Origin of the sequence: Brevibacillus sp. HB2.2, from assembly GCF_013284275.1 — a bacterium.
Lineage (GTDB): Bacteria > Bacillota > Bacilli > Brevibacillales > Brevibacillaceae > Brevibacillus > Brevibacillus brevis_D.
This window is the reverse complement of record NZ_JABSUV010000002.1, coordinates 196,882-210,462: the sequence shown is the minus strand read 5'-3', so window position 1 is coordinate 210,462 and position 13,581 is coordinate 196,882. Positions and strand designations below refer to the sequence as shown.

Here is a 13,581-nt window from a genome sequence, read left to right as displayed (position 1 = left end):
TGCGATACTTATAAGGTATGCGTATCTGGATAGCTGGACAGGGCAGACGTCCACATTGGTGCAAGAAAAGGCAACCACCTACTTCATTTCCACTCAAATTAGCCAGTTTTTAAAAGCTGCTGTTTCTCTTCTATTCGTGTTGGAACGACTGATTCAAATACGTTCAGATAGCCTTGCGCAGTTGCATACCAAGAAAAAAACTTTGCTCGTTGCAGAGCCTGTTTGCCCATTTCATTCCGGACGGCTGGCGAACTCCACAACAACTCCCACACAGCAGGCAATCCTTTTTCCCAATCTTTTGGCGGGATGATAAAGCCACTTTTCTCGTGGGCAACGACTTCACGAATGCCGCCACGTGGAGTGGAAATGACAGGCTTTCCGGCAGCCATTGCCTCTAAATTGACACGGCAAAACGCTTCTTTCCAAACAGACGGTGTGGCTACGACATCCCCTATTTGGTAGTAAAGCGGCATTTTTGCGGAGGGGACGAAATTGACGAAGCGCACCTTTTCCCCCAAGGGCTTCGCAAGTCGTTTGAGCTCTCGAACATACGGATTTAGACGATTGCTGCCGTATCCCGTCCCCCCCACAATCACGAGTTTGGCTTTTGGGTCTTGTTTGCTCACCTGGCGAAAGGCTTTGATCAGCACATGTACCCCTTTGCCACGCATAAGTCGTCCGGCATAAAACAAGATGCGATCATCTGGCTTCAATCCGAGTTCTTGACGCATTTTTTTGACCGCTATTTTTGCAACCTGATAAGGTGTGACATCGACTCCGAGGTGAACCGCATGGATTTTATTGGCAGGAATCTTGCACGTCCGAATAAAATGTTGACGTAAAAATTCACTGTTCGTAATAAAACCCGTTGCCAGTCGAACAGCACGCTTCATATTTTCCTTGCTGATGATCGGCTGTGACCCGTACACATGAGAGTGCATATTCACAAAGACTGGGATCTTGGGAAAATGGCGTTTTAATGTGAGAACATAGATCGGTCTGTTTTCCACAAGAATGACATCTGGCTTGTTTTTCTTGATATGATGAATAATCCGGCGCAAATATGGCTTTGGCCCTTGATATGGGACACGAATGAACCGCCGATTTTCTTCCACGGATGAGGTTGGGTAGGTCGCACATTGACGAGTGTAGATCGTCACGTTATGCATGGGCTCGATCATCTTTGTGACCTCGTCAATATCATGTTCGACCGAGCTTCCTTTGACTGGTGGTACAGAAAAGGGACCCGGACTAATAATCGCGATGTTCATTTCGCTCGATCTCCCACTCCTTTTTCAGTGAAAGAACCACTTGATACAAGTACTGCAATTGTTTGGCATGGTTTTCTTCAAGGTTCTCCCATCTTTCTTCCCATGAAGCAAGCGCCTCTTTCAGTTCCATCACTTCTTGCTCAAGCTGGTGAACCTGTTCCACGACGGCCTCGTCGGTCTCTCTCATAATAATTTCGAAGGTAGGCTCCAAGAGCAGTTCCTTCGGCTGCTCTGCTGTTGTATTTACGACCAGCTCCTGGACGTTTTCCGTTACTACCTCATCTTGTTTTTCATTGGCTTTTACGATTGAAATACGCTGAACTGCCTCATCTACAACATAGTTTCCTGAAAATACACCTGGTGTTACCCAATGAGACAGATCCCATTTTTTTCGTTTTTCCACAAGTTATCGCCTCCTGAAGCTTGCATCTACGTAATATGTTATGACAGACAAGGAAAATGGGTACGTGTACGGTGACATAGAAAAAACCGCTTGATTTGGATGAAATCAAAGCGGTTGCCCGTGGTCTCTCATATTTGCTTGTCTGCGGAAGTTCAAGCTGTAAAGACGTGCTTCTTCTACGGTTGTTATCTGTTGCTTTTGCCATTCGAGCAAGATCCGGTCAATATAGCGGATGTGGAGCTTGCCGACGGTTGCAGCCTCACGCAAAGCGGTCAAAATCAAATCTTCTTGATAGCCGTCCTGTTCGGTCCACATATGGATGTTCTCCAATTCAAACGGCGCTAGCGGGCGGCCAAATGCCTGCTCAAAACGAGCGTAAATGGCAACAGGTTCGGCATCCAGAGAAACGGCCACTTCCATAAAAGGGTCTATACTTCTCGGGTCTGCTTGCTGCTCCCGCCAGGTCTGGTACAGCTTTTTGTACAACGGTGTCAAATTATATTGCTCATGACGCATACCAGTTTGTGGATCGATAAACTCATCTATCGTAATCCAATCTTCTTTTAATAGCTTTTGAAGAGATTGAATCAATCTCCTGCTCGTCATGGACATGCGTTCCTCCAGCTCTGTTAAGGTCGGGAATCGATTCCCTTCCTGCTGAAAGGACAGCAGATGAATCAGTAGCATCATCTCGTCATCAGTCAATGACATACGCTTATACATTTTCAAAAGAAGGTTGGAGACGGATGTTGCTCCTTCTTGCAACAATTGCAATATATGGGAGTCCATAACGCATATTCACCTCTGGGTTGGGATAACAAGGGAGTGCGTAAAACGCGCTGTCAAACAATAGGAACACCCTGCTGCCCTCGCGCAACAGGGTGTAGATCGTTCATCGATAAAGGAACTCTATGGATAGAGACGATTCAGCATGCGTGGGAATGGAATGGTTTCGCGCACATGATCCAGCCCGCAAATCCATGCAATGGTACGCTCCAGACCCAAACCGAAGCCGGAGTGAGGAACTGTACCGTATTTGCGCAGGTCCATATACCAGCGATAAGCCTCTTCCGAAAGCTCATGCTCAGCAAAACGTTTCTCCAACAGTTCTGGATCATCAATCCGCTGGCTACCCCCGATGATTTCACCATAGCCTTCTGGTGCGATCATATCCGCGCACAGAACCACTTCTGGACGTTCGGGGTGTGGCTTCATGTAGAAAGCCTTGATTTCGGTAGGATAATGGGTGATGAAAACAGGCTTGTCGAAATGGTCCGCAATCATCGTCTCATCCGGTGCACCGAAGTCGTCTCCCCATTTAATCTCGCTACCTTTTTCCTGCAAGAGTTTAATCGCATCATCATAAGAGATGCGTGGGAACGATCCCGTTACATTTTGCAGTTTTGTTGTATCGCGCTCCAACGTTTTCAGTTCGCGCTCACAGTTTTTCAATACGGATTGTACCACATGAGAAACAAACGCTTCCTGAATACGCAGATTTTCTTCGTGATCTACGAAAGCCATCTCCGGCTCGATCATCCAGAACTCGATCAAGTGACGACGTGTCTTGGATTTCTCGGCACGGAAAGTTGGTCCGAAAGAGTAAACGCGCCCTAACGCCATAGCGGCTGCTTCCATATAAAGCTGGCCGGACTGCGAGAGATACGCATCCTCATCAAAATATTTGGTATGGAACAGGTTGGTTGTACCTTCCGCAGAGGTCGGTGTCAAAATTGGCGGGTCTACTTTTACGAAACCGTTCTCGTGGAAGAACTCATACATGGCGCGAATCACCTCGGAACGCACAGCCATGACTGCACGCTGACGTGGAGAACGCAGCCACAGGTGGCGATGGTCCATCAGGAAGTCAACACCGTGTTCCTTCAAGGAAATCGGATATTCCTGGGCGATCTGAATAATTTCCACACCTGTTACTGTCAATTCGTAACCGCTTGGTGCGCGGTCATCCGCACGAACTGAACCAGTTATGTAAAGTGAGCTTTCTTGTGTGAGCTGCGATGCATTCTCCCACACTTCTTCCGCTACTTCCGCTTTTACTACTACACCTTGAATGAAGCCGGATCCGTCGCGGAGCTGCAAAAATTGAATCTTGCCGCTGCTGCGCTTGTTGTATAACCAGCATCCCAGGCGTACTTCTTGTCCAACATGCTGCCCGATTCGGGCAATCGTCGTCAACATTGAATGATTCCCTCCATTTACCATGCCACGCAAATACAGACTAAGTATACCAAACAATTATACTATTGGGGGCCTGCAAATTCAATGAAAGTCTCCCTGTATAATGTTAACGATAAAATAATTATGTAAACTCGATATGCATTTGGGAGACCTGATCTCAACATCGGCCTCCCTGCTTCTGAATCATCCACTCGCCCCATTGTTGTTTCCTACCGAATTATTTATCGTCCTCGCTATCGTATTCTTCACTACTTTCATAATCTTGCTCGAAGTCACTATCATCCGTGTCTTCTTCATCTTCATCCGTGTCGTAATCGTCCATGTCATCCTCGTCCGTGTAGGCATCATCCCTGTCTTCCTCATCTGTATCTTCCTCATACGTATCTTCGTCGACCATGTCCTCATCTTCCATGTCTTCCTCATTTGTATCTTCGTCTTCCACGTCTTCCTCATACGTATCTTCGTCGACCATGTCCTCATCTTCCACTTCTTCATCATTCGTATCTTCATCATTCGTATCTTCATCATCCATGTCTTGCTCATCAAAGTCGTGATCTTCCTCGACTTCTTCTGCCTCCAATTGTCCCCTCTCTGTTGACCAATCCAATATTTCGTGTGGGACATCTACTCCTTTTACTCCAATCCCGATCCAGTGAATCACACCAGTCGCTTCCTGCCCCTCCTGATTGCGAAATACGGTGATGAGCGCTGCAGTCCTTTTCGTATATTTGAGCGATGTATAGATGCCCGGTTGATTTGTCATCGCCACCATACAATAATGTGTATCCGCAAAAGGCTGCGGCAATCGAACAATCACATCTGTAGACTTGCTTGTGGCAGAAAGCCTGAAGGGGACGAAACCGTATTGTTGCAAGGTTACTCCAATATGATTATGGGTCTCAATTACCGGAAAGGATAATTTCTCTGCATCAATGGACTGATTTGCTATGTGATGCGTAGTGATAGCTTTGGACGCAATTTTAGAACCGGTCACGGAGTCCTCTGCCAGTTTTTCCTGCGTAATGATCCGGTTTTGCAGATGCTGTTCTGTTATGCTCTTGCTAATCAGATGACTTCCTTTCAGCGTTCCTTCCTTAATATGCGTTCCATCCAGGCTGCCTTTTATGACATGAGCACCATGAACGGAATGGCTATCTAGCTTGCTCGCATCAATGCTCTGATCGGCTATTTTCTCTCGGGTGACACTGCCGTCCTGTAATTTTTCCTTGGAAATGGAGTTACCCTGGAGATGGTCCGCTTGAATGATGTGACTGTTGAGATGTGCAGATGAAATTGCTTTTTCCGCAAGCTTTTCCCCCGTCACGGCTGATCTGCCTAGATGACGGGTCTTGATCGCATCTTTGGCTATTTTGGGCGCTGTGATGACAGCATCACCAAGCTTGCTTGTCGTAATGCTTAGATCTGAGATTTTGTCTGTGGAAACAGATTCCGGCGCCAATTTTGAGGTGGTCACCAAGTGGTCATGCAGATGCTGGGTCTGGATGATGTACTCGCGTAGATGATTGCCCCCAATGATTCTGTCAGTCAAATGCTGTTCTTCCACAGATCTTCTTGCCAGCTTTTCTGAGCGAATGGTTCCGTCAATCAGATGTCGTGAACTCACGCTCTCATCGAGTAAGTGTTGCTCTCCTACACACCTGTTCGCCAATTTGTCGGCAGTGATCGCCTTATCAGCTATCTTGGCTGAGGTAATTTGTTGATCCCCAATTTTTTTAGCCGTCAGCATCCCGTCCTGCAAGTGACTCGAAAGGACACTGCCAGCTTGTAAATGTGTGCTGCCAATTGATTCTTTGGCGAGCTTTTCTGCCGTGACACTGTTGTTGTCCAAATGCTCAGTCAATATCGCATACGGCCCCACTTTATCACTGGTCACCGCTTCTGGATGTAAATGCTGGCTATAAATGGCCTGAAATGCAATGTGATGATCTGTGATGCTGCCAGCGCTAATGTTGCTGCCATCGATTAGCTCTTCCGTGAGATGATGATGGTAAATGGAGCCTTCACGAATATGTTGAGACTCAATTGTATCTTCGTCTATCTTCGTCGAAGTTACAGCTCCATCGCGTAATTTATCGCCTGTGACAGCTCCATCCTCAATCTTCACTGTGTTGATCACATAATTGGCGAGATTACTTGTTTGAATGGTCCCCATCTTTATCTTTTCCGAGGTAATCGATTGATCCTGAATCAACTCATTCGTGATCGCTTGCTCCTGAATATGCTTGCTCTGGATCGAATGATCGGCAAATTTCATCGAGTCGATGGTTTTATCGGCTAACTTCTCGGAAGTAATGCTATGGTTGATCAATTTTTGCGCGGAAATGGAATAATCCAACAAGTGCTCGCCGCTTACGATTCCCTGCCCCAGATGATCCCTCTGTACCGCATGCGGGGCGAGTTTGGTGGAAGTTACGCTCTTGTCCGCGAGTTTACTGCTGTCCACGGCATAATCCTTCAAAATAGAATTATCCACGGCGCCTTGCTTAATTTTGGACGCGTCAATGGCCCGGTTCGCAATTTTTTCTGTTGTCACGGATTGATCTGTCAAGTCGTCTGTATAGACAAATGATTGGACACGATCATCATTTCGGTCTTTGATGACCTTCGAATAAAAGTTCGGATTGGCAGTTGAGCTCTGTTTGGAGGATGCGTTTTGTTTGGAAGATACGTTCTGTTTGGAAGACGTATCCGGTTTGGAAGACGTATCCGGTTTGGAAGAAGTATCCGGTTTGGAAGGTAAATCCTGTCTGGAAGCTAAATCCTGTCTGGAAGCTGAATCCTGTCTGGAAGCTGAATCCCGTCTGAGAGTTGAATCCTGTCTGGAAACTGAATCCCGTCTAGAAGTTGAATCCTGTCTGGAAGTTGAATCTTGTCTGGAAGTTGAATCCTGTCTGGAAAACGAGTCCTGTTTGGAGGATAGGTCCTGCTTGGGTACTTTGGGAATCGGGTTTTGTTGCTCTTTCGGTGTGGCAGCAGAGATGGGAGGTATTCTGTGACTGCTCTCCAAATGACTTTCAAGCAGATTTAATTCGAGGTCTTCCATCCACTCCCGATCGGGTGATGATGTATATGAGAGCGGTAACTCGTGCATGGTCTGCCTAAAGGTTTTGCTCAGACTTTTGTTTGCTTTTCGCCGGTTCACATTGGCCATAGGGTCTCCTTGCCTCCTGATTTCATTCCCGTATCACCTTTGTAGGATATTCATCCATTTACTTATTTGGCACCGTGTCTACAAAATTGTTTCATCCTGAATTGCCCAAGTGGCCAGTATCCGAAGAAAATATAGTTTTAGACTGGCTTCAATATAAAACCAGCCGCAGCCTTGGACCGGAAAAATAAAGTCTAGGCTGCGGCTGGTTTATTGAACTCGTTCTCCGTTAAGTTGAACGACGGATTGTACTGCATGGTAAATTCTCATCTCAAATTAACTTAGTAAGTGTAATCTGATATCCATCTAGGGTCTGCACACTCCGAATATTTGTTCAAGATAACGTTCTTTCTCCTTACTTAACTCCTCGAATACCCCTGTAGACAGATTCGCACAGCTCTGTTGTAAACCTACCTGACATTCCTTCAAGCGCTGTATTGGTGAACGCTACTACACTAAGCTCCTCTCTCGGATCAACAAACCAAGAGTGACCATAGGTGCCGCCCATCCGCCAAGTTCCCGGCGATTCCAGTGTATTGGCAGCCGCTGGGTCTTTAAGCAGCGTGAAACCAAGTCCAAAGCCTCGCCCCGGCCAATAGGGCATTACAAGGTTACCAATTTGATTGGTTGTCATTTCCGTAACAAGAGCCTCCGGCAGAATCGGATTTCCTCCCTGCCGCAAAGCTTCCAGCAGTTTAAGAAAGTCTTCTGCGCTGCCAATCATGCCGGCTCCCCCGGAAGGATAAGCTGTCTTATCGGTAAACCTGTTGGGTGAAAGGAGGAATCCTGCCGTCCCCTCCACGAATGGAACGGTATCAAAATCGTGCAAGCGCCGGGGCTCTCCAGCACTGTCTGCGTAAGCCGTAGTCAATCTGTCCGTGTCCACGGCCTTGAAATCCGTGTCCATCATGGAAAGCGGATGAGTTACAAGCATCCGTACAGCTTCACTTAGCGGCAATCCAGTAACCTTTTCAATGACCGCTCCGAGCACGTCTGTTGCTATGGAATACCTCCACATTTTCCCTGGCTCATATAGAAGCGGGACAGAAGCGAGTCTTTGTAGATTCTCTTCAAGTGTAATTCCCGCCAGATCCATGCCGTCCGATACCCCGGCAAGCTCATAAGTTCCCTTTTCTTCCTGAAAGAAACGGTAAGTTAAGCCTGCGGTATGCGTCATCAGATGGTGAACGGTTATGGGAACATACTGTCCGTTTGGCAGTTTGGGACGAAAGGCGGGCAACCATTTTTCCACCAGATCGTCTAACTGCAATCTCCCTTGCGAAATTAATACTAAGACTGCCGTTGACACGACCGGCTTGGTTACCGAAGCATATCTAAACAAAGCATTTTCCTGCATCGGCCGTTTCTGCTCGCGATCGGCCCAACCAGCAGGTCTGCTGTAAACGAGGTTTCCGCCTAATGCAATTTGGACGACGGTACCCACGATCCTTTTTTCCTCAAGTGTGCGGTCAATTACCTCATTGACGCTTTTATGCACCAATTCCATATCTATATTTCTCATGTTTCTCATCCTCTCCTGGTGTAATTTACTTGATTATTAATAGCAAGTGAGTTTATTATAGTAATAATTTCTGCTTCCTTACATAAAACAAACAAGTTAGATAAAGAAGTTTTCGATGATTATAAAGGTATTTAAAAGAAATAACTTTAAAAATAAAGGAGGGCGATTTTCTTGGACGAAATCGATAAAAACATCCTGCTCCATTTGCAGAACCAGGCAAGATTATCAATGACAGATTTAGGAAAGCTGGTGGGACTGTCTCAGCCAGCCGTAACTGAACGTGTAAAACGCATGGAAGAAAAGGGTGTTATCGAGGAATACCGAACAGTCATTTCTTCGCAAAAAGTGGGTAAGCAATGCACAGCCTATATGCTTGTTAGGACCGGGAATTGCTATCCATTCCTTGATTTTTGTCGTTCTTCACCGGAGGTCATGGAATGTTACCGGATAAGCGGAGAGCATAATTATTTATTGAAGGTCCTTACGGAAACAACCCAGGAGCTGGAAGGGTTTGAAAACCGGTGCGATCAATACGGAACCTATACGACTCTGATCGTAATGTCTTCACCGATCGCTTATAAAAATCTCATTGGAGAACCGAATTTGCTTGCATAAGATTTAATTTTATAATCCAAAAAAATGAATCCGCCTTGCAGCGGATTCATTTTTTTGCTTATGTTACACATACTTGCGGATTCCTTTAGGAAGGAAAGCCATGCTTTTTAGCTAGCCAAGCTGCAAGCAAGGAGGGAAGCAGCAGGATAATTAATGAGCCCGGAAGGAATCCTGCTCCAAGCAGCTCGAGAAGAAACCCACCAATAATGCCCCCTCCGCCGATTGCCACATTCCACGCGGTAACCAGCATCGATTGGGCTATATCTGCGCTGTTTCCCCCAGCTTGTGCTATTGCTGTTTGCAGTAAAGTGGCTGCCCCGCCAAACGTAAGCCCCCACGCTGTAACACCAAGAATGATGATTGCAGGTTGATTCATTCCGATTCCCAAGGCTGCAGAAGCCAAAGCAAATCCCGTGATGCTGATTAAAACCAGCATTCTTAGAGAACGGTCAATCAGCATACCTATCACCCAAATGCCTGCAACCGAGGTTATTCCAAAAATAAGAAGAACCAAATCCACTCGCTGAGCAAACGCGGTTTCCGCAAGATACGGTGCAATATAAGTGTACAAAATATTATGAGCTAGTACCCATGCCAAAACGACTAACAGAATCGGCCGTACACCAGGAATCAGGAAAACCTTGTGAAAAGGGAGCTGATCACCGGCAGGCTCGCCGGCATAATCCGGCACCTTCCAGAGCACCCAGCCAATAAGGGCTGCAGCCAGTAATGATACAGCTCCGAAAATGAGACGCCAGCCTGTATAAGTACCGAAAAAAGTGCCTAGCGGAACACCCAGCGCCAATGCCAACGGGGTGCCAACCATGGCTACTGCCATCGCTCTTCCTTTCAGCGAATCAGGCACCATGCGCCGCGCATAACCGGCCGTCATCCCCCACAGAACACCTGCCGAGACACCTGCGAAGAAACGCGCGACAAGCGTCAGCACATAAACGGAAGATAACGCGGTGATGGTGTTAAAAACAAGAAAGCCGATGATGCACAGCAGCAGAAGCGGCCGGCGCCTCCACTCGCGGGTAGCCGTTGTCAAAGGAATGGCGGCCAGAAGAGATCCAACCGCATAGAGAGTGACCAATTGTCCGGCAAAAGCTTCTGTGACCCCAAGATCCTGTGCAATTTGTGGCAATAATCCAGCAGGTAGGCCTTCCGTAAGAATGCAGATGAATCCCGCCATGGCTAAGGCCAGCAGCCCGACCCACGGAAGACGTTTGGAAGACGACACATTTGCTCCGCCTTTTCTTATAACAGCAGTGTTTGAGTTCACGAAAAAATCTCCTTTATTTATTTTTGCCGTATGAAAGCTTTGGCTTTCGTATAAGCATATATAAATAAAATATTATTTTACATGGATGATTAAAGGAGGATGAAGCGAATTAAGAGGAAAATACTTTTATTTTTATAGAAATTCCATGATTTTAAAGGCAAAAAGGCAGCGGCGGCCGCTCTGGCACTCTAGAAATAAAGGAGTCGTGAAGTTAGTTTTTCTTATCCTAAATTAAAAATAGGCGCTACCTTATTGCGCCTATCAATAGTCATTATTATTTTCCGTGAACCAGCTATTCTCCCGGTAACTTAATGCCGTTCCCAGTCTAATACTTTATTTTTCATTCTAATGGTTTATTTTCTTTGTTACAGCGAGCAAACACAAAAAAACCTGCTTCGCCGACTCTTCCCTTGGCTAGCAGGTTCATTATTTTCACTTATACAGCAACTTCTTCCTTCGTTTGTGACAATAGGGCCCTGAACTCATCGCCTTGCAGAACTTCCGCTTCCAACAATGTATGCAAGCCCGTTTGGAATACGGAATCAAATTGTCTCAAAAGATTGCGAGTTTCTGCGAGCAATCCTTCCAGCAGACGCTCAACCTCGTCATGAATCCGATTCTTATCCACGTATTGCAAATGTACAATCCCTAGCTCGGACATACCGCTTTGTACAATTTCCTGTGCCATTCCCAGCGCCTGCTCGAAGTCATTCTTCGATCCAGTACTGCGCCCACCGTAGTAGATTTCCTCCGCTACTGCTCCTCCAAGGCTAACCATGATTTGCTTCTCCATCGCTTCCTTGGTATACAGATAGCGGTCTTCCATTGGATTTTGTCGGACGTATCCCAGTGCTTTGCCTCGTGGACTCAGCGTGACCTGCGATACAGAGCCTGGTCGCACGCTCTCACTTACAATGGCATGTCCCAATTCATGGAGAGCAACGCGCTTCTTCTCTTCCTCAGATGCTTGACGGTCTACCTTCTCTCCGAGCATAACCTTGTCCACTGCATAGCCAAAATGTTTCGCTGTGATCTTGTCCTGGCGGTCACGCATGGCGTAAATAGCTGCTTCATTGGCTACACTCTCCAGCTGCGCGCCAGAAAATCCGAATGTCTCCTGAGCCACTTTTTCCAGTGTGACGTCCTCGCCTAGCGGTTTATTGGCCGTATGAATGGTCAAAATCTGCTCGCGTGCTGGTTTGTCCGGAAGATCAACGCTAATATGACGGTCAAAACGACCGGGACGCAACAGCGCTGCGTCGAGCATGTCCTTCCGGTTCGTAGCTGCCATGACTAAAATCCGCGGTTTGTCAGTCGTAGCTACACCATCCATTTCCGTCAACAGTTGATTCAAGGTTTGATCGTATTCACGCTGCTGTTGACCGTCCCTTTTTCCACCGACGACATCGATCTCATCGATAAAAATAATCGCGCTGTCTTGCCCATTTTTCTCTGCTAATGCCTTCGCTTCCTGAAACAATTCACGGACGCGTTGTGCACCGACACCGACGTACATCTCTACGAACTGCGAACCCGATGCCGCTACAAAAGCAGAATTTGTATAGTTTGCTGCCGCTTTCGCCATCAGTGTCTTACCCGTACCAGGAGGACCTGTCAAAAGAACACCTTTAATCGGGCGAATCCCGTACTGCTCAATTTTGTCTTTATACACGAGAAAATCAAGCGATTCCTTCAGTTCTTTTTTGGCGCGTTCCTGTCCACCGATATCGGCAAACTGCACGTCCGATTTCGGCAGCTCATGCTTGTTTGCTTTTCTTTTCCCCCCGAGGGCGACATTTCCACCTTGACCATTTTGCTGGCGGATGACCAGAAAGTAAATCGCACCCAGTACGGCTCCGAACACCAGGAATGGCGTAATGTTTACACCAAGAAAAACAAGAAAAATCAACAGTGCAGGTACGACGCCGATCAGTATTTCCTTACGCACGTGCCGTCACCTCTTTTTCATTGGATCGGGGGATGATGGTGTAAAAATCCTCCGTTCCTTTTTTCATATAAACATAAATGTTCTTGTCATCCATCGATGCAGATGCTTGGTCGAGTTGATTCCCCTTTTTCCATTGTTCCATAAGGGCTGGAATGCGGCTATATTCATGCAACTCCACTGCTTCTGTAAACACAAATTGACCACTCTGCCAAATATCGTGCATCGTTGTCGACTGATTGTCGATGTCAATGACCACTTCTTTTTCCCCTGCGATCTTTTTTGTCTCCGTTAGCAGATTCCGATATTCTGCTGGAAATGCGTCTGGTTTTGTAACAGTTACATCTATTTGAATTTTATCTTTGTTGATTTCCAAATTGCCCAATGTTGCGGACTGCATTTGTCCAATTTCTGCACGGATTGGCTCCTCAATCTCCATCTTTTGATACAAGAACCATCCTCCGAACAGGAGTGCCAAGGTTGCCACCAAAGATAATCCAATTGCGCTCTTTTTCATCTGCACGGCTACTCCCCCCATAAATATCGTTCTCGTTTTCTCTCTCTGCAACATCCCCAGTATATCACATGAGTATATCATTTTCTTATACAGATGTTGGGTGGAATGCCAAACAGGCCTTCTCCTATAAGGAAAAGGCCTGTCGTGATACCAGCGTCTTAGCTTGGCGAGAGCACGTATGAGGTTAACAGAGCGCCAGTGAATAGATCATAGTGAATGTAGTGAAAACGACCGTCTTTGTCTTTGACAGTGACTTCCCAAAATTTCTTATCGTTTTCGAGACCAGGAACCAAATGAGTGATCTCCGATTGCGGGAAGGACTTGTAAACCGCCTCTTCTACATTCTTTTTTGGAACAGCAAGATCCATTCGATCGAAGCTAACTTTTTGATCGGTCATCCAAGCGACAACTTGTGTCCCCGCCTTATTTTTCCCAATGACGACAGCGTAGCTCTCCTTGCCTCGATATTCATCAATGGTTTCAATCTCCGTGATTGTCGTGCGATCCTGGACCCACTGACGAACGGTTTCCTCAAATTGATTGCGCTCTCCTGCTACAGAAGCCGTCAGATGATAGGCGAACCCAGCTCCCGTAAGTAAAATGACGGCTACGATTGATAGGATAATTCGTACTAACACAGCAAAGTAACTCCTTT

The 13,581-nt window shown here is 46.6% G+C and carries 11 protein-coding genes; 1 reads left to right on the top strand and 10 read right to left on the bottom strand.

Features of this window, described 5'->3' with window-relative positions:
• Positions 1 to 98 precede the first annotated feature (98 nt).
• From HP401_RS02335 to HP401_RS02310, 6 genes are all read right to left on the bottom strand, one after another.
• Positions 99 to 1,271, bottom strand: coding sequence for a glycosyltransferase family 4 protein (locus HP401_RS02335; RefSeq protein WP_173603909.1), 1,173 nt, complete (start codon positions 1,269 to 1,271; stop codon positions 99 to 101).
• Entirely contained in the window at positions 1,252 to 1,674 is a 423-nt protein-coding gene (locus HP401_RS02330) for a hypothetical protein (protein ID WP_173603908.1), read from the bottom strand. The genes HP401_RS02335 and HP401_RS02330 overlap by 20 nt, the downstream gene beginning before the upstream one ends.
• A gap of 105 nt (positions 1,675 to 1,779) precedes the next feature.
• Positions 1,780 to 2,463 carry a DnaD domain-containing protein gene (locus HP401_RS02325; protein WP_012686199.1) on the bottom strand — a complete coding sequence of 228 codons (684 nt, stop codon included), beginning with the start codon at positions 2,461 to 2,463 and terminating at the stop codon, positions 1,780 to 1,782.
• 120 nt (positions 2,464 to 2,583) lie between these two features.
• Entirely contained in the window at positions 2,584 to 3,873 is a 1,290-nt protein-coding gene (asnS, locus tag HP401_RS02320) for an asparagine--tRNA ligase (RefSeq protein WP_012686198.1), read from the bottom strand.
• Positions 3,874 to 4,090: 217 nt separating this feature from the next.
• Positions 4,091 to 7,045: a WIAG-tail domain gene (locus tag HP401_RS02315; RefSeq protein WP_173603907.1), complete on the bottom strand. Its 2,955-nt coding sequence runs from the start codon at positions 7,043 to 7,045 to the stop codon at positions 4,091 to 4,093.
• A 352-nt stretch (positions 7,046 to 7,397) separates the two neighbouring features.
• A complete protein-coding gene (locus HP401_RS02310) occupies positions 7,398 to 8,564 on the bottom strand; it encodes a serine hydrolase domain-containing protein (protein WP_173603906.1) in 1,167 nt (388 codons plus the stop codon).
• 171 nt (positions 8,565 to 8,735) lie between these two features.
• Between HP401_RS02310 and HP401_RS02305 the strand changes: the two genes are divergently transcribed.
• Positions 8,736 to 9,179 (top strand): Lrp/AsnC family transcriptional regulator, encoded by a 444-nt coding sequence (locus tag HP401_RS02305; RefSeq protein WP_173603905.1) that lies wholly within the window; start codon positions 8,736 to 8,738, stop codon positions 9,177 to 9,179.
• Positions 9,180 to 9,264: 85 nt separating this feature from the next.
• Here HP401_RS02305 and HP401_RS02300 read toward each other — a convergent pair whose 3' ends face one another.
• The 4 genes from HP401_RS02300 to HP401_RS02285 all read right to left on the bottom strand — a co-directional run bounded on the left by HP401_RS02300 (position 9,265) and on the right by HP401_RS02285 (position 13,564).
• The gene (locus HP401_RS02300; protein ID WP_173603904.1) at positions 9,265 to 10,464 is read right to left on the bottom strand and encodes an MFS transporter; all 1,200 of its coding nucleotides are present in this window, start codon (positions 10,462 to 10,464) and stop codon (positions 9,265 to 9,267) included.
• Positions 10,465 to 10,900: 436 nt separating this feature from the next.
• Positions 10,901 to 12,412, bottom strand: coding sequence for an AAA family ATPase (locus HP401_RS02295; RefSeq protein WP_087348288.1), 1,512 nt, complete (start codon positions 12,410 to 12,412; stop codon positions 10,901 to 10,903).
• Entirely contained in the window at positions 12,405 to 12,932 is a 528-nt protein-coding gene (locus HP401_RS02290) for a hypothetical protein (protein WP_064199999.1), read from the bottom strand. The genes HP401_RS02295 and HP401_RS02290 overlap by 8 nt, the downstream gene beginning before the upstream one ends.
• A 152-nt stretch (positions 12,933 to 13,084) precedes the next feature.
• A complete protein-coding gene (locus tag HP401_RS02285) occupies positions 13,085 to 13,564 on the bottom strand; it encodes a cell wall elongation regulator TseB-like domain-containing protein (protein ID WP_064199998.1) in 480 nt (159 codons plus the stop codon).
• Between the last annotated feature and the right edge of the window lie 17 nt (positions 13,565 to 13,581).